The sequence below is a fragment of the Methylobacterium sp. ap11 genome (genome assembly GCF_900110515.1).
Classification (GTDB): Bacteria; Pseudomonadota; Alphaproteobacteria; order Rhizobiales; family Beijerinckiaceae; genus Methylobacterium; species Methylobacterium ajmalii.
This window is the reverse complement of sequence record NZ_FOEB01000011.1, coordinates 195,767-218,288: the sequence shown is the minus strand read 5'-3', so window position 1 is coordinate 218,288 and position 22,522 is coordinate 195,767. Positions and strand designations below refer to the sequence as shown.

General features: G+C 72.4%; 20 protein-coding genes. 9 read left to right on the top strand and 11 right to left on the bottom strand.

Annotation, left to right across the window (positions count from 1 at the left end):
* Nucleotides 1-111 precede the first annotated feature (111 nt).
* The gene (locus BMX97_RS18060; RefSeq protein ID WP_091752723.1) at nt 112-705 is read right to left on the bottom strand and encodes an LOG family protein; all 594 of its coding nucleotides are present in this window, start codon (nt 703-705) and stop codon (nt 112-114) included.
* 225 nt (nt 706-930) lie between these two features.
* Between BMX97_RS18060 and BMX97_RS18055 the strand changes: the two genes are divergently transcribed.
* The gene (locus BMX97_RS18055) at nt 931-2,568 is read left to right on the top strand and encodes a LysM peptidoglycan-binding domain-containing protein (protein WP_091752722.1); all 1,638 of its coding nucleotides are present in this window, start codon (nt 931-933) and stop codon (nt 2,566-2,568) included.
* A 12-nt stretch (nt 2,569-2,580) separates the two neighbouring features.
* Here BMX97_RS18055 and BMX97_RS18050 read toward each other — a convergent pair whose 3' ends face one another.
* On the bottom strand, nt 2,581-3,408 hold the full coding sequence (locus BMX97_RS18050; protein ID WP_177202268.1) for a class I SAM-dependent methyltransferase: 828 nt from the start codon (nt 3,406-3,408) through the stop codon (nt 2,581-2,583).
* A 323-nt stretch (nt 3,409-3,731) separates the two neighbouring features.
* On the opposite strand from BMX97_RS18050, the gene BMX97_RS18045 reads away from it, so the two are divergent.
* The 4 genes from BMX97_RS18045 to pssA all read left to right on the top strand — a co-directional run bounded on the left by BMX97_RS18045 (nt 3,732) and on the right by pssA (nt 9,759).
* Entirely contained in the window at nt 3,732-5,687 is a 1,956-nt protein-coding gene (locus tag BMX97_RS18045) for an ABCB family ABC transporter ATP-binding protein/permease (protein WP_244538492.1), read from the top strand.
* Between the two features lie 101 nt (nt 5,688-5,788).
* Complete coding sequence (locus BMX97_RS18040) at nt 5,789-8,089, top strand: fused MFS/spermidine synthase (RefSeq protein WP_091752720.1); 2,301 nt, start codon at nt 5,789-5,791, stop codon at nt 8,087-8,089.
* An 84-nt stretch (nt 8,090-8,173) separates the two neighbouring features.
* A complete protein-coding gene (locus tag BMX97_RS18035; RefSeq protein ID WP_091752719.1) occupies nt 8,174-8,887 on the top strand; it encodes a phosphatidylserine decarboxylase in 714 nt (237 codons plus the stop codon).
* A gap of 14 nt (nt 8,888-8,901) precedes the next feature.
* On the top strand, nt 8,902-9,759 hold the full coding sequence (pssA, locus tag BMX97_RS18030; protein ID WP_091752718.1) for a CDP-diacylglycerol--serine O-phosphatidyltransferase: 858 nt from the start codon (nt 8,902-8,904) through the stop codon (nt 9,757-9,759).
* 17 nt (nt 9,760-9,776) lie between these two features.
* Here pssA and tam read toward each other — a convergent pair whose 3' ends face one another.
* Nucleotides 9,777-10,550 carry a trans-aconitate 2-methyltransferase gene (gene tam / locus BMX97_RS18025; protein ID WP_091752717.1) on the bottom strand — a complete coding sequence of 258 codons (774 nt, stop codon included), beginning with the start codon at nt 10,548-10,550 and terminating at the stop codon, nt 9,777-9,779.
* Between the two features lie 109 nt (nt 10,551-10,659).
* On the opposite strand from tam, the gene mscL reads away from it, so the two are divergent.
* Nucleotides 10,660-11,070 carry a large conductance mechanosensitive channel protein MscL gene (gene mscL / locus BMX97_RS18020; protein WP_091752716.1) on the top strand — a complete coding sequence of 137 codons (411 nt, stop codon included), beginning with the start codon at nt 10,660-10,662 and terminating at the stop codon, nt 11,068-11,070.
* Nucleotides 11,071-11,360: 290 nt separating this feature from the next.
* On the opposite strand, the gene BMX97_RS18015 is transcribed toward mscL, so the two are convergent.
* The 4 genes from BMX97_RS18015 to BMX97_RS18000 form a co-directional block, all read right to left on the bottom strand.
* Nucleotides 11,361-12,461, bottom strand: coding sequence for a calcium:cation antiporter (locus BMX97_RS18015; RefSeq protein ID WP_060850708.1), 1,101 nt, complete (start codon nt 12,459-12,461; stop codon nt 11,361-11,363).
* A 78-nt stretch (nt 12,462-12,539) separates the two neighbouring features.
* Nucleotides 12,540-13,415: a branched-chain amino acid aminotransferase gene (locus BMX97_RS18010; protein WP_091752715.1), complete on the bottom strand. Its 876-nt coding sequence runs from the start codon at nt 13,413-13,415 to the stop codon at nt 12,540-12,542.
* Nucleotides 13,416-13,590: 175 nt separating this feature from the next.
* Nucleotides 13,591-13,929, bottom strand: a complete 339-nt coding sequence (locus BMX97_RS18005) for a hypothetical protein (RefSeq protein WP_091752714.1) — start codon at nt 13,927-13,929, stop codon at nt 13,591-13,593.
* A 301-nt stretch (nt 13,930-14,230) separates the two neighbouring features.
* On the bottom strand, nt 14,231-14,758 hold the full coding sequence (locus BMX97_RS18000; protein WP_244538491.1) for a Spy/CpxP family protein refolding chaperone: 528 nt from the start codon (nt 14,756-14,758) through the stop codon (nt 14,231-14,233).
* A gap of 235 nt (nt 14,759-14,993) precedes the next feature.
* Between BMX97_RS18000 and BMX97_RS17995 the strand changes: the two genes are divergently transcribed.
* On the top strand, nt 14,994-15,590 hold the full coding sequence (locus tag BMX97_RS17995; RefSeq protein WP_091752712.1) for a DUF4142 domain-containing protein: 597 nt from the start codon (nt 14,994-14,996) through the stop codon (nt 15,588-15,590).
* 151 nt (nt 15,591-15,741) lie between these two features.
* On the opposite strand, the gene BMX97_RS17990 is transcribed toward BMX97_RS17995, so the two are convergent.
* From BMX97_RS17990 to BMX97_RS17980, 3 genes are all read right to left on the bottom strand, one after another.
* Complete coding sequence (locus tag BMX97_RS17990; protein ID WP_091752711.1) at nt 15,742-16,443, bottom strand: DUF4142 domain-containing protein; 702 nt, start codon at nt 16,441-16,443, stop codon at nt 15,742-15,744.
* Between the two features lie 141 nt (nt 16,444-16,584).
* Nucleotides 16,585-16,974, bottom strand: coding sequence for a hypothetical protein (locus tag BMX97_RS17985; RefSeq protein ID WP_091752710.1), 390 nt, complete (start codon nt 16,972-16,974; stop codon nt 16,585-16,587).
* 159 nt (nt 16,975-17,133) lie between these two features.
* On the bottom strand, nt 17,134-17,682 hold the full coding sequence (locus BMX97_RS17980) for an HNH endonuclease (RefSeq protein ID WP_048431169.1): 549 nt from the start codon (nt 17,680-17,682) through the stop codon (nt 17,134-17,136).
* A 620-nt stretch (nt 17,683-18,302) separates the two neighbouring features.
* Between BMX97_RS17980 and BMX97_RS17975 the strand changes: the two genes are divergently transcribed.
* Nucleotides 18,303-20,966, top strand: coding sequence for a DUF3772 domain-containing protein (locus BMX97_RS17975; protein ID WP_091752709.1), 2,664 nt, complete (start codon nt 18,303-18,305; stop codon nt 20,964-20,966).
* A complete protein-coding gene (locus BMX97_RS17970; RefSeq protein WP_244538490.1) occupies nt 20,963-21,481 on the top strand; it encodes a CAP domain-containing protein in 519 nt (172 codons plus the stop codon). Before BMX97_RS17975 ends, BMX97_RS17970 begins: the two co-directional genes overlap by 4 nt.
* Nucleotides 21,482-21,527: 46 nt before the next feature.
* On the opposite strand, the gene BMX97_RS17965 is transcribed toward BMX97_RS17970, so the two are convergent.
* Nucleotides 21,528-22,481: a class I SAM-dependent methyltransferase gene (locus tag BMX97_RS17965; RefSeq protein WP_091752708.1), complete on the bottom strand. Its 954-nt coding sequence runs from the start codon at nt 22,479-22,481 to the stop codon at nt 21,528-21,530.
* Between the last annotated feature and the right edge of the window lie 41 nt (nt 22,482-22,522).

The window sequence follows — 22,522 nt, the reverse complement described above, 5'->3', positions numbered from 1 at the left end:
ATCCCATGACGGCGACCCCGGATCCTGCCTCCCGGCTCTTGGCGGCGCTGCGGCGATGCCGGTCGCGCCGCGCGACGTGAACCCGGCCGCGGGCGCAGCCGGGGCATCGCGTCAGAACTTCTCCTCGATCAGCGCCTCGGCCTCCGGACGCGGCTCGGCCCGGCCGACCGCGGCTTTCAGCATCGGCACCACCTGCTCGGGCACCTCGGCGACGAGGTAGCTGAGGTCGAGGCCCTCGCGGATGAAGCCGGTGCGGCGCATGTGGTCGAGGAGGCCGAGGAAGGGGCCCCAGAAATCGGCTACCGAGAGCAGCAGGATCGGCTTGGCGTGCTGGCCGAGCTGCGACCAGGTCATCTGCTCGACCAGCTCCTCGAGGGTGCCGATGCCGCCCGGCATCGCCACGAAGGCGTCCGAGCGGTCGAACATCAGCTTCTTGCGTGTGTGCATGTCGGGGACGACGATCGTCTCCTGCACGTCGTCGAGCATGCGCTCGCGCGATTTGAGGAAGTCCGGGATGATGCCGGTGACGTGGCCGCCATGGTCGAGCACGGCACGGGCCACCGTGCCCATCAGCCCGACATTGCCGCCGCCATAGACCAGCGCGATGCCGGCCTCCGCCAGGTGGCGCCCCAGCGCCCGCGCCGCCGCCTCGAAGACCGGATCGGTGCCGAATCCCGAGCCGCAATACACGCAAACCGTCCGCATCGAGTCTCCGCACCGTTCGCGGCCGCTCTCCGGCCGTCCCTACGCCGCCGCGTCCCACGCAAGTTTCCGGCCGGGCCGGCCCGCCGCGTGGTCTCGCCCGGTCACTGATGTTACTATGGGGTCGATGGCGCCGGCATGTCGACCGGACGGCGAAAGGTCGCGCGGGGCTTCGGCGCCCCGGACTGCCCATCGGCGGAGAGGCTGCGTGACCGGGAGTAGCGTGCGATGACCAGCGGGAGGCCGACGACCGAGCTGCGCCGCGGCCTCGTCCTCGGGGCTGTCGGCCTCGTGGCGGGGTTCGTGCTGATCGGCGTCGCGGCGAGCGGCACGCGCCTGTTCTCGCTGCTCTCGCCCGACGCGCCGCCGCCGGCCTCGACGCCCGCGCCGGTCGCGGCGCTGCCGGCACCCGCGCCGCCCGCCGCTCCCGTGCAGCCCGCGGCGCCGGAGGGCACCCCGGCCTTCGACGTCGTCCGGGTGGAGCCCGACGGGTCGAACGTCGTCGCCGGACGCACCCGGCCCGGGGCCGAGGTCGCGCTGATGCGCGACGGCCGGCCCTTCGCCCGCACCACGGCCGACGCCGCCGGCAACTTCGCCCTGGTGCCGCCGGCCCTGCCGCCCGGAACCAGCGAGATCACGCTCCAGAGCACCGCGCCGGACGGCACGCAGCTGACCGGCCGCGACAGCGCCGTGGTGGTGGTGGCGCCCGACCGGCGCGCCAAGCCCCTGGTCGCCGTGACGGCACCCGGCCGGCCGACCGCGGTCCTGTCGCTGCCCGAGGCCGCGCCCGGACCGTCCGGGGCCAAGGTCGACCAAGAGGCCAAGGGTGCCCAGGAGACCAAGGGTGCTCAGGAGACCAAGGGTGCTCAGGAGACCAAGGTCGCTCGAGAGGCCGGATCATCGGCCAATCCCTCGCCCGAGGGGAAGGCCTCGCCGAAGGTCGAGGCCAGGAGCGGCGGCCCGATCGGCAAGGGCGCGCCCGAGCGTCCGGCGAAGGAGGAGGCCCGGCCCGAGCCGGTCAAGGTCGTCGGCGTCGATGCCGAGGCGGGTGGTCGGCTCTACGTCACCGCGCGGGGCGCCCCGAAGGCGGCCCTGCGGCTCTACCTCAACGACACGCTGGTGGCCCCCGGCCAGGCCGGGCCGGACGGCCGCATCGCCTTCACGATCGGCAGCGGGGTCAAGCCCGGCGACTACCGGGTGCGGGTCGACCAGGTGGATCCCGCCTCCGGCAAGGTCGAGACCCGAGCCGAGACCGCCTTCGCGATGCCCCAGGCCCTCGGCGAGCCGGCCCCGGCTCCGGCGGCCCAACCCGCGCCCGCCAAGGTCGATCCCGGCAAGGTCGCCGCCGCCAAAAGCGATTCCTCCAAGAACGATTCTTCCAAGAACGATTCTTCCAAGAACGACTCCTCCAAGAGCGATTCCTCAAACGGCGACGCCGCCAGGAGCGCTCCGGCCCCGTTACTTCCCGCGCCCGTTCCGGCGCCGACGGTCTCCCGTGCTCCCGCGGACGCGCCCGCCGTCGCGGCGGCCAGGCCGGCGTCTCCGGCGGCACCCGACGCCTCGGCCCCGCCGGCCGCCCCGGCGCCCGTCGCGGAAGCCGATCGTCCGCCCGCCGATCCCGGCGCGGTGTTCGTGGCCGGCATCAGCACCGCCAAGGTCGTGCGCGGCGACAACCTCTGGAGCATCAGCCGCCGGACCTACGGCCGCGGCCTGCGCTACACGGTGATCTTCGACGCCAACCAGCCGCAGATCCGCGACCCGAACCGGATCTATCCCGGCCAGGTCTTCGTGCTGCCCGGCGAGACGCAGCGGCAGGGCCAGGGGCAGCCGCAAGGGCAGGCGCCCGCGCCGGAGGGGCGGGGCTGACGGCCTCGCCCTTCAGCCGGCCCGCTGGATCAGCGTCGCGTCGAGCAGGTTGTCGAAGCCGCGCTCCTTGAGGCCGATCACCTGGGCGTCGGGCCGCTCCTCGACCACCCGCATCAGCCAGGACGGCGCCGCGAAGCTGCCGCCGTAGCTCTGGCCGTAGAGCTTCGTCCAGCTGCGCACCTCGGTGTAGCCGAAGCCGTGCCGGGCGTAGTCGCTCTCCAGCACGCGCAGGCGGTGCGAGGGCTTCTTCCCGCCGACGAGCGACAGCGCCGCCCGCCACCAGCGCAACGGGACCAGCCCCGCGTCGCGGTCCTGCACGCCCGCGAGCGCGGCCCAGTTGCGCCCGGCCGAGGTCAGGATCAGCACGCCGCCGGGCGCCAGCGCGTCGATCATCACGTTCACCGCCCGGGCGAAGAGCGGCGCGTCGAAGTGGGTCACCAGCGAGCCGACGAAGATCAGGTCGTAGGAGCCCGGCAGGGCCGCGGAGAAATCCCTGCTGCTCGCGATCTCGGTGACGTCGAACTGCGCCACCACGTCCTCCACCTTGCGGGCATCGAGGTCGGCGACCGAGACCTCGGCCTCGGGGAAGAACTTCACCAGGTGGCGCGTCACCCGGCCCCCGCCGCAGGGCAGGTCGAGGATGCGCCGCGGCTCGGTGCGGCCGGTCAGCAGCATCGCCTCGGTGGCGAGGCGCAGCGCCGAGACGCCGACCGCCCGGTAATGCGCCCGGCCCTCCGGCGTGTCGACCAGCATGTCGTCGTGGGGCGACACCGTCATGTCGACGCTGCCCGCCTCGTAGCGGCGCCAGCGGCCGAGGCAGCGGTCGAGCACCGCGGTCATCGACTCCCCGCCCCATGACGGAGGCGCGTGCACGGGCAGCAGGGCCGGCCCGGTGCGCGGACGCCGGACATCGCGGGGTGACGGGAGCAGCATGGACGATCCGGGAAGCGGGCAGGAGGCAGGGGCGCCGCGGCAGGGACGCAGCGGTTGGAGCGGTCGCGTTGCCTGCGTTCTAGGCGTGTTTCGCGGGCGTGTCGCCCGGGTTTCCGCCGCCCGGCCGTCCTCGAAACCCCGCCGCCGCAGGTCCGGGCCGCGCCGGACGCGCTGTCTTGCCGGATCGTCCTGGCCTATATCCGGCGCCGATCCCGCCCGGAACCGGTCCCTTGTCCAGTCAACAGACCCCTCCGGCCGAGCCCGAGCGGCCCGGCCTCGTCGCAACCTACCGCCGCCTGTGGCCCTATCTCTGGCCCCACGGCCGGCCCGACCTGCAGCGGCGCGTCTTCATCGCCTTCGGTCTCCTGCTCGTCGCCAAGGTGGTCACCCTGGCGATGCCGTTCACCTTCAAGTGGGCGACCGACGCCCTGGTGGCGGTGGTGGGCGGCCGGGACGGCCTCGGCAAGGAGGCCGCGGTGCCGACCGGGATCTGGGCCGCGCCCGCCCTGATGATCCTGCTCTACGGCGCCACCCGGATCGCCATGGCGCTGCTGACGCAGGTGCGCGACGGGCTGTTTGCCAAGGTGGCGATGCACGCGGTGCGGCGCCTGGCGCTGCAGACGTTCCAGCACATGCACCAGCTGTCGCTGCGCTTCCACCTCGAGCGCAAGACCGGCGGCCTGACCCGGGTGCTCGAGCGCGGTCGCAACGGCATCGAGGAATTGTCGCGCCTGATGGTGCTGACGCTGGTGCCGACCATCGTCGAGTTCCTGCTCGTCATCGGCACGCTTGCCTACGAGTTCGACATCCTCTACTCGGTGGTGGTGCTCGTCATGGTGGCGGCCTATCTCGGCTACACCTACAAGGCCACGGAATGGCGCATCGCCATCCGCCGGCGGATGAACGATTCCGACACCGACGCCAACACCAAGGCGGTCGATTCGCTGCTCAACTACGAGACGGTGAAGTATTTCGGCGCCGAAAAGCGCGAGACCGACCGCTACGACCAGTCGATGGCCCGCTACGAGAAGGCCTCGACCCAGACCTATGTCTCGCTCGCGGTGCTCAACGCGGGCCAGGCGGTGATCTTCACGATCGGCATGGGCGTGGTGATGTGGCTGGCCGCCCGCGACATCATGGCCGGGCGGGCGACGATCGGCAGCTTCGTGCTCGTCAACACGATGCTGGTGCAGCTGTCGATGCCGCTCAACTTCATGGGCATGATCTATCGCGAGATCAAGCAGGCCCTGATCGACATCGACGACATGTTCAAGATCCTGCACCGCAACCCGGAGATCGCCGACCGGCCGGGCGCGCAGCCCCTCGCTGTCTCGGACGCGGTGGTGCGGTTCGAGGACGTGCACTTCGCCTACGTGCCGGAGCGGCCGATCCTGCGCGGCATCAGCTTCACGGTACCGGCGGGGCGCACCGTGGCGATCGTCGGTCCGTCGGGGGCCGGCAAGTCGACGCTGTCGCGCCTGCTGTTCCGGTTCTACGAGCCGCAAGCGGGCCGCATCACGGTCGACGGGCAGGACATCGCGGCGGTGCAGCAGGACAGTTTGCGCGCCGCGATCGGCATGGTGCCGCAGGATACCGTGCTGTTCAACGACACGATCGGCTACAACGTCCGCTACGGCCGCTGGGAGGCCTCCGAGGCGGAGGTGCGCGAGGCGGCGACGCTGGCCCAGATCGACCGCTTCATCGCCGCCCTGCCGGAGGGCTACGACACGCCGGTGGGCGAGCGCGGCCTGAAGCTCTCGGGCGGCGAGAAGCAGCGCGTCGCCATCGCCCGCACCATCCTGAAGGGGCCGCCGATCCTCGTCCTCGACGAGGCGACCTCGGCGCTCGATTCCTTCACCGAGCGCGAGATCCAGGACGCCCTCGACCGGGTGAGCCGCGGCCGCACGACGCTCGTCATCGCCCACCGCCTGTCGACGGTGGTCGGGGCCGACGAGATCATCGTCCTCGACCAGGGCCGCATCGCCGAGCGCGGCACCCATCTGGGGCTGCTGGACCAGGGCGGGGTCTACGCGGCGATGTGGAACCGCCAGCGCGAGGCGGAGGCCGCCCGCGAGGCGCTCAAGCGCGCGGAATCGCAGGAGGGCGAGAGCCTGCGCACGCACCTGGAGCCCAGCGAGATCCCCGGGACGCTCGCCAAGGCGCCCGAGCCCGCCTCGGTGTCGTGAGGTCCGGGATAGCATGACGTGGGGAGCGCGCATCGGCGCTCCCCTGCACCTCATCTTAAACGGCGGCGGGTGAGAACGGGGGCGAGCCCACGGACCCGCCCATGTCGAGCGACCTGCCCATTTCGGCCATTCCGTCCGCGAGGAGAGCCGCCTCCCGCCTCGGCCCGGTCCTCGTTCGCGCGCAGGTGCCGGCCGCCGGAGCGGCGCTGCTCCTGTCGGCGTTCCTGCTGTTCTCGGTCCAGCCGATGTTCACCAAGATGGTGCTGGCGAGCCTCGGCGGCAGCCCGGCGACGTGGTCGGTCGCCCTGGTGGTCTTTCAGGCCCTGCTGCTCGGCGGCTACCTCTACGCCCACCTGCTCGCCCGGCGGCTCGGCACCCGGGCGGCGCTCCTGGTCCATCTCGGGCTGATGCTCGTCGCCGGGCTGACGCTTCCGATCGGCCTGCCCGCGGGCTTCGACCGGCCGCCAGGGGAGAACGAGGCGCTCTGGCTCGTCGGCCTCTTCGCGACCGCCGTCGGCCTGCCGTTCTTCGCCCTCTCGGCGAACGGCCCGCTGCTCCAGGCCTGGTTCGCCCGCTCGGGCCATCCGCGGGCCGGCGATCCCTACTTCCTCTACGCCGCCTCGAATGTCGGCTCCTTCGCCGCGCTCCTCGCCTATCCGCTCCTGATCGAGCCCCTGATGCCGCTCCGGGTGCAGACCGAGGTGTGGGTCGCGGGCTTCGCCGTCCTCGGCCTCCTGATCCTGGGATCGGGCCTCGCCTCCGGTGCCGCCCGGGGGGCGGGCGGGCCGCGCGTCTCCCATGCCCCAGCCTCTCCGGCACCGGGCTGGCGCCGGCGCTGGGCCTGGATCGGTTTCGCCTTCGTCCCCTCCGCCCTCCTGGTCTCGGTCACCGCCCACATCTCGACCGACGTGGCGGCGGCGCCGCTTCTCTGGGTGGCGCCCCTCGCGCTGTTCCTCCTCACCTTCGTGATCGCGTTCCGGGACGGCATGGGCCTGCCCGGCGGGATCCTGCTGCGCCTCCAGGTCTGGGGCACCGCCCTCGCGCTGGCGAGCTTCGTCGTCGGCTTCGGGCTGTGGGGCGGGCTCGCGCTCCATCTCGGCCTGTTCTTCGTCAGCGCCCTGATCGGCCACGCGACGCTCTACCACCTGCGCCCGGCCCCGGACCAGCTGACCGAGTTCTACGTCTGCGTCTCCCTCGGCGGCGTGCTGGGCGGCATCGCCTGCGGGCTGGCCGCGCCGCTCGTGTTCTCGCGGGTGGTCGAGTACCCGCTCCTGATCGTCGCCGCTCTGGCCTGCCGGCCGGGTTTCGCCTCCGGCGGCCGCGCCTCGCTCGTCCGGGCGTCACAGGGCGGCCTCGCGGCGACGGCCGCGGCGGTCCTCATGGTCCTGGCCGGGCGGCTTCTCGATGCTCCCGCCCTGCCGCAGCTCCTCGCCCTCGCGGGGGCGGGCCTCCTGGCGGCGAGCTGGCGCGATCCGCACCGCCTCGCCGTGGCGGCATTGCTCGCCCTCACGGCCGGCCTTGCGGCGATGCGGGCGGATGCGGCGGTGAGCGTGCGCTCGTTCTTCGGCATCCACCGCATCGTCGAGACGCCGGACGGGACGATGCGCCTGCTCATGCACGGCACCACGATCCACGGAGCGATGCGGGTCGCGAAGCCCGCGGGCGTCTCCGCGGATGGACCGCCGGAGCCCCTCGTCTACTACACGCCGGAAGGAGCGCTCGGCACGGCGGTCCGGAGCGCGCGGGCGGCGCGGGGCGGTTCGCTCGGCGCCGTCGCGGTAGTCGGGCTCGGGACCGGCAGCCTCGCCTGCCACCGGGCCGGGGACGAGGCCTGGCGCTTCTACGAGATCGACCCGGCGGTGGCCCGCATCGCCCGCGACCCCGACAAGTTCCGGTTCCTGTCGGCCTGCGGCCCCGACATGCCGGTGGTGCTGGGCGATGCCCGCCTGACCCTCGCCGAAGCGCCGGGCGGCGAGAATCCGGGCGGGCTCGGGCTCCTGGTGATCGACGCCTTCTCGTCCGACGCGATCCCGGCCCACCTGCTCACCCGGGAGGCCCTGGCGCTCTATCGTGCCAAGCTCGCGGCGGACGGCGTGCTGGTGATGCACATCACCAACCGCCACCTCGACCTCGCCCGCATCCTCGCCCGGGTCGGTGCGGAGGTCGGCCTGTCGACCTTCGTCGCCCGCGAATCCTTCGCCTTCGACCCGGTGCGGTTCCGTGCCGCGGCCACGGTGGCGGTGCTCGCCCGCGATCCCGCGCATCTCGGGGGGCTCGCGGCCGATCCGGCCTGGGAGCGGATCGCCCCGGACAGGGCGCGGAGGCCCTGGACCGACGATTTCTCCAATATCCTCCAGGCGATGGCCGACAAGCGCGCGGTCCCGCGTCGTTCGAACGATTGACGCGGGACCGCGCGCCTGCCATCCGCGGGCGCTGGACCGGCCGTTCGCGGCCGGCGAAAGTCCCGAGGACTGGCCCGAGGAACCATGACCGACCTGTTCGAGACGATCCGCCGCGTGCTGGTGCCGATCCACAAGGAGGGCTACCCCTTCATCGCGATCGGCATCGTGCTGACGGTGCTCGCCGGCACCTTCGTGCAGTTCCTCGGCTGGATCTTCCTGCTGCTGACCCTGTGGGTCTGCTACTTCTTCCGCGATCCCGAGCGGATCGTGCCGGTCGGCGACGGGCTGGTGATCTCGCCGGCCGACGGCCGGGTGAACCTCATCAGCACCGTGCTGCCGCCCTCCGAGCTCGACCTGCCGTCCGTGCCGATGCTGCGGATCTCCGTGTTCATGAACGTGTTCGACTGCCACGTGAACCGGGTGCCGGTCACCGGCCGCATCGACCAGGTCCACTACACCCCGGGCCTCTTCCTCAACGCCGAGCTCGACAAGGCGAGCGAGGACAACGAGCGCAACGGCCTCGTCATCGAGACCCGCCAGAACGGCGAAGCGGTGCGGATCGGCGTCGTGCAGATCGCCGGCCTCGTCGCGCGCCGCATCGTCGACTGGGTCAAGCCCGGCGACGACCTCACGGTCGGCGACCGCTTCGGCCTGATCCGCTTCGGCTCGCGGGTCGACGTCTACCTGCCGGCGGGCACGCGGGTGCTGGTCGGCCTCGGCCAGAAGGCGGTGGCGGGCGAGACCGTGCTGGCCGACCTGCGCGGGACCGGCCCGGTGCGGCAGTTCCGGCGCACCTGACGGGGAGGCCTCGCATGGACGACCTCTTCCCGCCCTTCGCGCCGGAGCCCGACGAGCCCAAGTCGACCGATTCGAAGTCGGTCGAGACAAAGTCGCGCCGGTTCAAGGCGGTGCCGTTGCGGCTGATCATCCCCAACATGATCACCCTGATGGCGGTGTGCCTCGGGCTCACCGCCGTGCGCTTCGGCTTCGAGGGCAAGTTCGAGCCGGCGGTGATCGCGATCATCGCCGCCGCGGTGCTCGACGGGGTCGACGGCCGGGTGGCGCGCCTGCTCAAGGGCACCTCGCGCTTCGGCGCCGAGCTCGACTCGCTGGCCGACTTCGTCAATTTCGGCTGCGCCCCGGCGCTGATCCTCTACAGCTTCGTGCTGCACAACCTGAAGTCGCTGGGCTGGATCGTCGCCCTGATCTTCGCCATCGCGATGGCGCTGCGGCTCGCCCGCTTCAACGTGATGCTGGACGATCCCCACCGGCCGGAATGGAAGAAGAACTTCTTCGTCGGCATGCCGGCTCCGGCCGGCGCGCTGACCGTGATGCTGCCGCTCTACCTGCACTTCCTCGGCTTCGAGATGGCGCCGAGCCTGGCGCCGGTCGCGCTGATCTACATGCTGGTGATCGCCCTCATGGTGATCTCCACGGTGCCGACCTTCTCGGGCAAGACCATCGGCAAGCGGGTGCCGCGGGAATACGTGCTGCCGATCTTCGTCGTGACGGTGGCGGCGTTCGGGCTCTTGATCAGCTTCCCGTTCGAGATCCTGGCGCTCCTGAGCCTCGGCTATCTCTGCGCGATCCCGATCGGCGCCAACCAGTATCGGCGGCGCCTCAAGGCCGAGGCGGCCGCGGGTCCGGCCGAGGACGCGCCGGCGGCCTGAACCCGGCGCGGCGCCTTTCAGCGCCGCCGCGCCACCAGGAAGAGCCGCGGGAACGGCAGCAGCACCCGCCCGTCCTCCTGCGCCGGATAGGCCCCGCGCAGGGCGGCCTCGTAGCGGGCGAGGTAGGCCGCCTGCTCGTCCGGGCCGAGGGGCGACAGGAACGGCCGCAGGCCGGTCGCGCGCACCCACTCGACGATGCCGCGATGGCCGGGGAGCGGGTGGATGTAGGTGGTGCGCCACAGATCGACGCTGCAGCCCGCCCGCGACAGCCAGGTGTCGTAGTCCTGCACGCGGCCCAGCGTGGTGCGGGCGCCGGCGGCGCCGGCCAGCGCGTCGCGGAACGGCGCCTCGGCGGCCACCTCCCGCATCAGCCGGTGCGAGGGCTCGTCGAGGTTGTCGGGCATCTGCACCGCGAGGCAGCCGCCCGGCGCCAGGAACCCCGCGAGGCGCGGGAGCAGGGCGGCGTGGTCGGGCAGCCATTGCAGCACCGCGTTGGCGTAGATCAGGTCGGGGGCGTCGTCCGGCTCCCAGGCGGCGAGGTCGGCCTCGACGAAGGCGAGGTCGGGCAGGGTCCGGCGCGCCTCGGCCAGCATGGCGGGCGAGGAATCGAGGCCGGTGATCGCCGCCCCGGGGTAGCGCGCCGCCAGGAGCGCCGTGCTGTTGCCCGGCCCGCAGCCGAGATCGACCATCCGGGCGGGCGCGGCCAGCGGCACCCGCGCCAGCAGGTCGGCCGCCGCGCGGGTGCGCTCGTCGGCGAATGTCAGGTAGCGGCCCGCATCCCAATCCGTCATCGCGACACTCCCCGGCGCCCTCTTCCGCTCCAGCTTAATCCCGGTCGGTCCGCCCGCGTGACGCCGTGTCGCGCAGGGCAGACCCCCGCTCGCAGGAGACCGGTCCGGCATGCTCGAGGAATTCAAGAAGTTCGCCCTGCGGGGCAACGTCGTCGACCTCGCGGTCGGCGTGGTGATCGGCGCGGCCTTCGGGGCCATCGTCACCTCGCTGGTCCAGGACGTGATCATGCCGACGGTGGGCGCGATCACCGGCGGGCTCGATTTCTCGAACTACTACCTGCCGCTGTCCTCGAAGGTGCAGACGGGGCTGGCCTACGCCGAGGCCAAGAAGCAGGGCGCGGTGATCGGCTACGGCCAGTTCATCACCGTGGCGCTGAACTTCCTGATCGTCGCCTTCGTGCTGTTCGTGGTGATCCGCGCGATGAACCAGCTGCAGCGGCGCGAGGAGGTCAAGAAGGAGGATCCGGCCGAGGTGAAGCTGCTGGCCGAGATCCGCGACCTCCTGGCGGTGCGGCGCTGAGGGCGGCGCCGGACCGGCTCGTACCCTCGCGCCTCGGCGCCGGTGCCCGTTCGGGCTTGCCTTGCGCCTGTTTGATCTGGTCTTCAGGCCTTGTCCCGCTCTCGACCTCATCCTGAGGTGCGGGCGATCGAAGATCGCTGAGCCTCGAAGGAGGGATCCAGTGATCTCGGCGGCTTCTGGAGCCCTCCTTCGAGGTTAGTCCATCTTCGATGGACTAACACCTCAGGATGAGGTCGTGGATGGGAGGTGGAGGCCCTCCAAGATATCAATCCTGCAAGTCGAGCAGGCTTTCACGGGCTGAAGATCAGCGTCAGGTAGGCGAAGAAGACCACGAGGTGGACGGCGCCCTCCAGCACCGTGGTGCCCTGGCGCGAGAAGGTGATGACGCTCAAAAGCAGCGTCATCGCCAGCACCGCCATCTCGGCCGGGGCGAGGCCCAGCACCACCCGCTGGCCCGAGATCAGCCCGATGGCGAGCACCGCCGGCACGGTGAGGCCGACCGTCGAGGTCACGGCGCCGAGGCACAGGTTGATCGCCCGCTGGAGCTGGTCGCGGCGGATCGCCTTGACGGCGCTGATGCCCTCCGGGGTGAACACGATGGCGGCGATGATGACGCCGCCGAGCGCCGAGGGCGCGCCCAGCGCCTTGATGCCGTGGTCGAGGATCGCCGCCAGGCTCTTCGACAGGAGCACGATCGGCAGCAGGCTGACGAGGAGCAGGCCGGCATGGCGCAGGATCGCGCCCGCGCCGGCATCCGGGTGGGCGGCGCGCGCCTCCGGCGCGTCGGCGCCCGGCTTGACGAAGTCGAGGAAGAAGTCGCTGTGGCGCCCGGTCTGGAGCAGCAGGAAGATGCCGTAGAGCACCACCGTCAGCACCGAGAACGCCACCGCCTGCACCACGGTCAGCGAGCCGTCGGGGGTCGAGGTGGTGAAGTTCGGGATGATGAGCGCGATGGTGGTGAGCGGGATGATCGCCGCGAGATAGGCGCCCGCGCCGTCGAGGTTGTAGTTCTGGCGGTGGTGACGCAGGCCGCCGAGGATCAGGCCGAGGCCGACGAGGCCGTTCATCACGATCATGATGACGGCGAACATCGTGTCGCGCCCGAGCGTCGGGGCGGCCTTGGCGCCGAGCATCACGGCGGCGACGAGTGCCACCTCGATCACCACGATCGACAGGGTCAGGATCAGGGTGCCGTAGGGCTCGCCCAGGCGGTCGGCCAGCTCCTCGGCCTCGTGCACCACCCCGAAGGCCGACCACAGGATGACGGCGAACAGCCAGGCGAACAGCCCGGCCGCCACCAGGGGGGCGTCGAGGCCGCCGAGCCAGCCGCCGCCGAACACCGCGAAGGCCGCCACCGTCGCCCACGCCACTCCCAACCGCACGACCATCATCGTCCCGAACGCCCTCCGGCTGCCCCGCCCGCCACAAGGGTCGCGCGGGCGCCGGCGTCAAGGTTTAATGTTGCTCGTTCATTGCCGGTGGGCGAAGGCCCAGTACAGCGCGCGCGCCTTGGCGAAGAGCGGGCCGGGCGGGAAGGTCCGGTCGTCGAGGGCGGTGACCGGCACCACCTTGGCGTAGTTGCCGACCGAAAAAACCTCGTCGGCGCCCATCAGGTCGTCGACCGTCAGCGTCGTCTCGACCACGGTGACCCCCGCCTCGCGCAGGAGCGCGATCACCCGGCCGCGGGTGATGCCGGCCAGGAAGGTGCCGTTGGCCACCGGCGTGTAGACCACGCCGTCGCGGGCCATCATCACGTTGGCGGTGGCGAACTCGGCGACGTTGCCCAGCGCGTCGCGCATCAGGGCGTTGCCGAAGCCGCGGGAGGCGGCCTCCGCGATCGCCCGGGCGCCGTTCGGGTAGAGACAGCCGGCCTTGGCGTCGAGGGGCGCGGAATCGGCGGTCGGGCGCCGGAACGGCGACAGGGTGGCGGTGAAGCCGGTCGGCGGCGGCATCGGCGCCTCGTAGAGGCACAGGCACCAACTGGTCGAGGCCGGGTCGATCCGCACCGCGCCGCCGAGCCCGCTCTCGGCCCAGTACATCGGCCGGATGTAGAGCGCAGCGTCGGGCGAGAACCGCGCCAGGCCCTCGCGTACGAGTGCGGTCCAGGTCTCGTGCGTCACCACCGGCTCGAGGCCGAGCGCCACGGCCGAGCGGTTGACCCGGGCGAGATGGAGGTCGAGGTCCGGCGTCACCCCCTCGAAGGCGCGGGCGCCGTCGAACACCATCGAGGCGAGCCAGGCGGCATGGGTGCGCGGCCCCATCATCCGCACGTTGCCCGGATGCCAGGCGCCCTCGAAGTAGGTCCAGGTCTCGTCCCGCGTCTCGTCCCGCGCCGTCCCGGTCATGTCGCGCTCCCGTTCCCGTCCCCGGCATGATGGCGCGGCCGCGCGCCGGCTGTCCATGCCGGGAGGTCTTCGGCCGGGGAGGGGGAGGGGCGAGCCGGCCGCGGGTCGGGCCGTCGGCGTCACGCCAAGGTTTCGGGGAACAGGGCTTCGGAGAACAAGGCCTCGTGCAGAGGCGTCACGCGACGTCGAAGTCGCCGGGGCGCCGGGCCAGGAGTTCCAGGGTGCGCACCACCGCGAGGCCGATGCGGTCGGCGTCGAACATGCCGTCCGGGGTCGCCGGCTCGACGCCGACCGGGCCGATCTGCCCGTCGGGCGTGTCGATCACGACCTGGTAGACGTCGCCCTTCGGGCTCGCCCGGTCGCGCACCAGCGACACCGCGTGGGTCCCGATCTCGCCGTAGCACCGGACGTACTGCGCCGGGCTGCCGGTGCGGCCCGCCCGCGGAACGTCCCCCGGAGCCTCGTCCCGGGCCCTGGTCGCGCGCTGGAAATCCGGACGGATGACGTTGTCCATCTGCCTCTCCCGGGCCATCTGCCCCTCCCGCTGGTCGCCGATCGATCCGCCGGGGCTGCTCCTCGGTCCGACCCGGCCCGTCCGGGACCCGGGGCGGCCGTGCGAGCCCGGCGCGGCGCGGCGCGTTTCCTCCTCGGCCCTCCAAGGCCCCGCCCCAAAAGGCTCCGCCCTGATTCGCCGTGCCACCTGTATGGCACAACTGGATTGCGTGCGGATTGCGTTGAATGTTGCGCATGCGGCGACGCCGCCCGCGGCGGAGCCGGGGCGGCGTGGGAGACGCGGGGACGGGAGCGGGGAGGAATCAGTCGTCGCGGCGGTGACGGTGCGGGCCGTGGTGATGCCCGCCCATCGGCCGGCTCAGCAGGGCGGCGCGGCGCTTCTGCCCGTCGTCGAGGGTAGCGTAGAGCGGCTGCGAGGCGTCCGCGAGCTTGCGCAGGGCCTCGGCCCGGGCTCCCAGCGCGTCGGCACGGGCCCGGATCGCGTCGGGGGCGTCCTTCGCCACCGGATCAAGCCCGCGCTCGCGCCGGGCCTCGCGCTGCGTCCGGTCGAGCGTCGCGAGGTTGCGCAACGCGTCCTCGACCGGCGGCCACAGCTTCTCCTGGTCCGGGGAGAGTGCCAGCCCGGCATGCAGCGCCGCCACGCGGGCATCCGCGAGGGCCTTCGCGTCCTCGCCGCGGGGCCCGCGCCGGCCATCCGGCCCGGCCGCCTCGCCGCCCGCATGGGCGACCCGGATCGGCCGCGCGCCGTCCATCGCCTGCGCCAGGGCGCCGTCGAGCATCCCGGCGCTCAAGAGTCCCGCCAAAGCCCCGATGGTCACAGTGCGTCGCATGACACGATCCTCGCCACGACACGTCCGGTGGGCGCCTGCGGCCCGCGGAAGAGCGCAGGATACGTCGAGCCAGGTGGCCCGGACCTCGCCGCAGGGTGACGGTTTCGTCACGTGCGGCATCGGCGAATGCGATTCGCGGAAGGCCACGCTGAAACCGGGCCAGGACCGGATCGTTGGCTCGTGCATCCGATACTCCCCGGGTGTTTACTGCCGCTCAGCGTCCCGAGGTGTCTCCATGCATCGTCGTCTCGTCGTCTCCGCCATCGTATCCGCCGTGGCGATCCCCTCCCTGGCGAGGGTCGCCTTCGCGCAGCAGGGCGGCCCGACCGCCGCTGCCACCGGCAATACCGGCGCCCGGATGGGCGAAGCCGAGGCCAAGCACGCCGCCGACACCCTGGCGGCCGGCTCGGCCTCCCTGGCGGCGAGCCGCGTCGCCCTGACCAAGGCCACGGATCCGCACGTCAAGCAGTTCGCCCGGATGGAGGTCGCCGAGCAGGAGACCATCGCCGACGTGCTCAAGGCGATGCGCGATCCCGCCCAGGTCGCCAGCGGCCAGGTGAAGCCCCCGGCCGAGCCCGAGGTCACCGGCCAGCTCGACCCGAAGGGCAAGGCGATGCTCGACAAGCTCGACCAGGCCAAGTCCGGCAAAGCCTTCGACAGCGAGTACCTCCGCGGCCAGATCGAGGGCCACCAGGCGCTCCTGAAGATCCAGGAGGCCTATCTCACCTCCGGCAAGGACCGGGAGAATCTCGGCGTCGCCAAGCTCGCCCGCGGCCAGATCCGCGAGCACCTGGCGCTGCTGACCGAGATCGAGAAGGCCCTCAAGGACTGAACGACGGACGCGCCCTCGAACGGTGTTCGAGGGCGCCAATCGTCTGGCGAGACGTGTCCGGCGCGCGTCGCGTCACGGAATGGCCGTCGGCCGTCCGCTTCGTGGCGACCCCGCCGCATCCGGCGCGGGCCGCCCGTCGGATCGGGCCCGATCAGCCCTCGGCGGCTCCGCCCATCATCCTCTGCATCTGGGAGAGCTGCGAGATGTGCAGCCGGATCAGAGGCACGGCGCCCCGGGCGATGCGGCGGAGCGCCGGGTCCTCTCCGCTCTGGGCGTAGGAGCCGTGGAGCGCCAGCGCCTCGCGGTGGCCCTGGAGCGAGGCGTCGACGAAGGCCGCATCGTATTGCGGACCGCCCTGAAGACCGGAAAGCTGCCCCAGGATCTGCGCCTTCTGCTCGTCCGAGGTCATGCCGCCGGGGGCGCCGCCGGGGCCCGGCACGCCGAGCACCCCGCCGACGGTTCCGGCCGCGGCCCCGGCCACGCCGCCCGCCACCGCGAGGGGCGCCGCCACCAGGCCGCCGACGAGTCCGCCGGGGCTCGCCAGACCTCCGCCCGCCAGACCTCCGCCGACCGGCACCGCCACGTTGCCGCCGGTGACCGCGTCGATCTTGTTGGCGAGGTTGACCTGCTCGGTCACCTCGGCCCGCGCGAACCGCTTGATCCGCGGGTTCCCGGTCTTGGCGTAGGCGTCCCGGGCGGTGTTCTCGAGGAAGAGGCCGCCCTTGGTGGCCATCGCCAGGTAGGCAGGGGTCGGCATGGCGCCGGCCGCGACCGGCTGGGCGACGGCGGTGCGGGTGACCGCCAGGGCGGCAGTGGCGGACGCGAAGCCGGCGAGGAGATGGCGGCGATGCATGAATCGGGCTCCGGGTGAGGGCGCGCAACCCGACGCTCTCGGCCCCGGATGCTCGGGGGGAGTAATTTTCTCGCCCTGCCGACGTTCCGCCGCGCCGAAACCCGGCGCCCCGATCGCGGCACTATCACGCAGCGCGGGCGTTCAGGCCCGGCGCGGCCACGCCTCCGGCGTCGCCCGCCGCGTGAAGCGCCGCCACGGCCGGCTCATCAGCGCGAAGGCCAGCACCACGCCGGCGGCGTACCAGCCGTGCAGGCTGGCGTAGCCGCCCTCCGGCGTCCAGGCGAAGCCCCCCAGGAAGACATAGGAGACGGCCGCCGCCAGGGTGCGGAAGGCGAGCAGCCAGGGATGCTGCAGGATCGGATCGCCGTTCGCGACCGCGATCCCGAGCCCGGTCAGGGCGAAGAGCACGCCGCCGAGCGGCAATCCGAGGAACAGCGAGAGGACGGCACGCAGGAAGAGCCCCGGCCAGTCGCGGCGGCGACGGGTGGAGGCGGGGATTGCGGGCGCGTCGGTCACGGTCGTGTGCGGCATGCGGCTTTCGGCGCTGGCGGGCCGCGCGACGCGGCCGGGGCGGATCAAGCCACCAGCGTGTAGCCCAAACCGGGCCGCTCGCTCCAGGGTGTCCGTGCGGCCAGGGTGTCCGTGCGGGAGGGGCCGCGCGAAGCGCTCCTCCCGCCGCTGCGCCGCGCCTCAGGTCTCCAGTTCGCTGTCCCAGTACAGGTAGTCGATCCAGGTGTGGTGGTACTGGCGGTGGTCGAATTCCGGCTGGCGGCGGTGCAGCTCGTGGCGGCTCGGCCGGCGCGGCTCGTTGAGGAGCGGCATCTCGGCCTCCTCGGGGGTGCGGTTGGCCTTGCGCAGGTTGCACGGGCTGCAGGCCGCGACGACGTTCTCCCAGCTCGACAGGCCGCCGCGGGAGCGTGGCACCACGTGGTCGAAGGTCAGGCCGCCGGAGGGCAGGCGCAGGCCGCAATACTGGCACGAGAACGTGTCGCGCAGGTAGATGTTGTAGCGCGTGAAGGCGGGGCTGCGCGCCATGGCGACGTAGCTCTTGAGCGCCACCACGCTCGGCACCCGCAGGGAGCGGCTGGGGGAGCGCGCCTCGACGTCGTAGCTCGCCACCAGGGTGACGCGGTCGAGGAACAGGGCCGTGAACGCATCCTTCCACGACCACAGCGAGAGCGGATTGTAGGAGAGCGGCCGATAATCCGCGTTGAGCACGAGGGTTTGAAGATCCAGCATCATCCTGCCCTGGCGACGGGCCGACCGCAGCGAAGGGGGCCGGCGCGATGCCGGTCCTCGCGGTGCTCGCCAGGAGAGGAGATGGGGACCATCGCCTACCCTCCGAGCCGGTCGGGAAGAGTGGGGGGACACGGCGGATGGACGCGGCGGCCGCTCGCGGAGCGCACGCCGTCGAGCCTGCCCGGGATGCGATCCGGGCGCCGTCTGGGCTGCCGATGAGGCGCGATCACCGCCATCCTCTCGCAGCAGAACGAAAAGGCCGTGTCCATCGGGGCTTAGTCTAATAGCAGCATGACAGGGTTGTGAAGGTTTCGGGTCGGGGCGTCTCGTCACGCCCCACCGGTTTCGCGCTCCACAGGGGAACGCCCGTCCCGTTCCCTCGGTCCGTCCTCCGCGCCGCGGTGCCGGATGCCGTGGCGTCAGGGTCCGCCCGGCACCGATTTTCGCCCCATTGATTCGCGATTCCCCCGGCCCGCCGCGTTCGACCGTCCGTCCCCGATGACGTAGGTGGGGCGGGCAACCGTCCCCGCCGCCCCGGCCGACGGGCGGCCCGCGCGGGCCCCCGGAGCCCTTGCGGCGGCGGGCGGACGACGACGCGACGCGGGTGAGAAGGAGTAGGCATGAGACAGCTTCGCCGATGGACGATCGCCCTGGCCGCATTCCTCGTGAGCCCCGGGCTCGCGGCTGCGCAGGGCCCCGCGGCGAAACCGGAGCGGGCCGTCCTCACCCAGGCGCAGGGCGCCAAAGCCGACGCCAAGGCCGACACCAAGGGCGAGAAGCCCGCCCAGCCCGCCGCGGCCCAGCCCGGCGCGCCCGCGGAGGCGGCCAAGCCCGCCGCCCCGCCGCCCCAGACCCCGATCTCCGAGCAGATCAAGCAGATCCGCGCCCAGCTCGACGCCGAGAAGGCCGACCTCGACCAGCGCGAGCAGGCCCTGACCCATCGCGAGCTGAACAAGGACGACCTCGCCCTCCTGCGCGAGGGCATCCCGCCGGTGGCCGATCGCCTGCGCCAGGTCGTCGACCAGCTCGGGCCCCGGCTCGATGCGGCCAAGGAGCGGCTGACCCAGCTCGGGCCCAAGCCCAAGGAGCCCGAGGGCGCCGACGTCGCCCAGGAGCGGGCCCAGCGCGAGGCCGGCGTCGCCGAGATCGACGACACCCTGCGGCTCGCCCGCTCGCTCCTGGTCCAGAGCGACCAGATCACCGACCAGATCAGCAACCGCCGCCGCGCCGCCTTCACCCGCGCCCTGTTCGAGCGCACCGACGGCCTGGTGAGCCCAAGCCTGTGGCTGCGCGCCACCAGCGACTACGGCCGCGACCTGCGGGCGCTGAAGGCCTCCCTCGACGACTCGGTCGTCCAGGTCCAGCGCCGGGGCACCGCGCTCAACCTCGTCCTGCTGGCGCTCGCGATCGGCGTGTCGGTGGCGCTCTATGTCGGGCGGCGCCACATCGCCCCCCGGGTCGGCCACCGCGCCTCGACCGACGCGCAGCCGTCCCGCTACGCCCGGGTGATGGCGGCCTGGCGGGTCTTCCTCGTCGGCGCCGTGCCGGCGGTGCTCGGCAGCTTCCTCGTCGGCTACACCCTCGACGTCACCGAGCTCCTGCCGGTGCGCCTCCTGCCCGCCGCCCACCGGATCGTCGCCTCGCTCGCCTTCGTGGCGGTGGTCGAGGCGATGGCCGACGCGCTGCTCTCGCCCGACCGCCCGGCCTGGCGCCTCGTCGCGATGACCGACGCCACCGCCGAGCGGCTGAACCGCCTGATCCTCGCCATCGCCTCGGTGATCGCGGTCGGGCGCACCATCGAGGGCCTGAACGAGGGCATCTCGCTCAGCCTGCCGATCACCATCGTCACCAAGGGGGTGTTCGCCGCGGTGGTCGCCGTGGTGCTGGCCGAGGGCCTGCGCCGGTTCGCGGCCCGGGCCGAGGAGGCCGACGAGGCCTGCCTCGGTCCCTACATCGCGGCCGAATCGAATGCCGGCATCGGCGGCCCCCTGCGCATCCTCGGCTGGATCGTGGTGGCGGCGATCGGCGCCTCGGCGCTGGTCGGCTACATCGCCCTGTCGTCGTTCCTGATCGACCAGCTGATGTGGACCGCGATCGCCGCGGCGATGCTCTACCTGGCGATCTCGAGCGTCGACGCGGTGGTCAGCTCGACCCTCCAGGACGATTCCCGCATCGCCACGGCGCTCCAGGCCAATACCGGCCTGCGCAAGCGCTCGCTCAACCAGATCGCGGTGCTGATCTCGGGCTTCGTCCGGGTGCTGCTCCTCACCGCCGCCGGCGTGCTGCTGCTCGCCTCCTGGGGCGTCGATTCGACCGACCTGTTCACCTGGGCCCAGGCCGCGTTCTTCGGCTTCACGGTCGGCGGGGTGACGATCTCGCTCTCGACAATCGCCATCGCGATCGGGCTGTTCACGCTGGGCCTCGTCATCACCAAGGCGATCCAGCGCTGGCTGGAGAACACCTACCTGCCGGCCACCGACCTCGATCCGGGCCTGCGCAACTCGATCTCGACGGTGAGCGGCTATGTCGGCTTCCTGCTCACCCTGGCGCTGGCCTTCTCGTATCTGGGCCTGAGCCTGGAAAAGCTCACCATCGTGGCCGGCGCCCTGTCGGTCGGTATCGGTTTCGGCCTGCAATCGATCGTCAACAACTTCGTCTCGGGCCTGCTGCTGCTCTGGGAGCGGCCGATCCGGGTCGGCGACCTCGTGGTGATCGGCGACAACGAGGGCTATGTCCGCCGCATCAGCGTGCGCTCGACCGAGATCCAGACCTTCGACCGCTCGGCGGTGATCGTGCCGAACTCGAACCTGATCTCCGGCGTGGTGAAGAACCGGGTGCGGGGCGACCGTACCGGGCGGGTCACGATCACGATCAGCGTCCTGCGCAACCAGGATCCGGTCCACGCCGCCGAGCTGATCGTCGGCTGCGCCAAGGCCCATGCCGACGTGCTCAAGGAGCCGCCGCCCCGGGTGGTCTTCCGCAAGATCGGCGATCCCTTCCTCGAGTTCGAGCTGATCGCGATGATCACCGACGTCGGCTCGCAGGCGAAAGTGCAGAGCGACCTCAACTTCGCGGTGTTCAAGACCTTGTCGGAAGGCGGCCTCATCCCCAATCTCGGACCCGGATCGAGCATCGTCACGGTTCAGGGGCTCGACGCGATGCAGGACGCCATGGGGCAGATCGCCCGCATGACCCTGCCCGGCGCCGCCCGCCCCGAGACCCGTCCCGAGGCTCGCCCCGATTCCGAGGCCGAGCGCCGCAGAACCCCCGAGACCGTGCCGTGACCGCCATCCCCGCCGCGCTGAGGCGCCTCGCCCTCCTCGCCCTCCCGGCCGGCCTCGCCGCCTGCTCGGCGACCGAGGCGACGCGGGTATCGAGCGCGGCGGGGGCGGGGCCGAGCCTGTACTGGCCGATGGCGGCGACCGGCGCCCAGATCGACGCGGGCGCCGCCCAGCAGATGATCGCGGCATACCGCAGCAACAAGGGCCTGCCCCCGCTCGCCCTCGATCCCGGCCTGCAGCGCCTGGCCGAGACCGAGACCGCCGCCATGGCGGCGGCCGGCCGCCCGAGCCAGGCCGACATCGTCAAGACCGTGGCGTCCCGGATGGGCTTCCCCGAGCCCGGCGCCAACCTCTCGGCCGGCTACCACACGCTGGCCGAGGCGTTCTCGGGCTGGCGCGAGAGCCCGTCCCACAACGCCGTGATGCTCGATCCGAGCGCGACCCGGATGGGCATCGCCACGGCCTACGCGCCGGGTTCGAAGTACAAGGTGTACTGGGCGCTGCTGGTGGCGAAGTAGGCCGCCCCGAGGCCGGTCGACGGGGACTGCCCGGCCGGTCCGATCCTCACCCCGGCTTGCGCGCCACGCTCAACAGGTTACCGACGTCGAGCGCCACCCCGAATCCGCCGAGGCCGAGCGTCTCCGCGGCGGCGAGGGTGGCGGGCTTCAACGGGCCGGGGAGGGGCAGCAGGCGCAGCCAGTAGCGCAGGGGATAGCGGTTGCGGATCGCCCGGATGGCGATGTCGGCAAAGCCCGCCTCGCCGAGCAGCCGCTCCAGGCTCGCCGGGCAGAAGAGCTGCATGTGCTCGATGTCGATGATCGGCGAGCGGCGGCCGAGCAGTCGGTTGATCGGCGCCCGGTAGTCGTGGGTGACGAAGGCGATCAGCCCGCCGGGCCGCAGGAGATCGAAGGCGGCCCGGGTCAGGGCGCGGGGATCGGGGACGTGCTCCAGGGTCTGGAAGCAGCAGACCAGGGACAGGCTGCCGGGGGCGTGGTCGCCGGGTTCGAACACCCCGATCCGCAGGTGGGGGCGGATGTCCGCCGGGGCGGCCTCGGCGGCGGCGTGCGAGGGCTCGACCCCGATCACCTCGGCAAAGCCCAGCCGCTGCAGGTCGCGCAGGAAGATCCCGCTGCCGGCGCCGATCTCGAGGGCGGTGCCGCCGCGATGCTCCGGGCGCAGGTGCGGCGCCAGGGCCTCGGCATAGGTGCGGGCGGCAAAGCGCGCCTCCTCGGCGCTGTCGTAGCCGGCTTGCCCGTAGGCATGCGCCAGGGCCTCGGCGCTCGGCGCCTCGGCGGCGTACACGGTCTCGCAGGTGCCGCAGCGCACGAGGCGGAACGACATGTATTCCGGCGGCTTGCGCGAGGCGAAGCTCAGCGCGCCGATCCGGGCCGGGTCGATCGAGGCCGACAGGAACGGGCGTGCGCCGCGCTCGGGCGTGCCGCAGACCGGGCAGTCGCGGCCCTTGAGCCCGTCGAGGAGCGCGGCCGGCGCGGTGGGATCGGGGCGGTCCGGGGTCACGGGCGCATCTCGTCGGTCGCGAGTGGGAGCGGGGGCGGAAG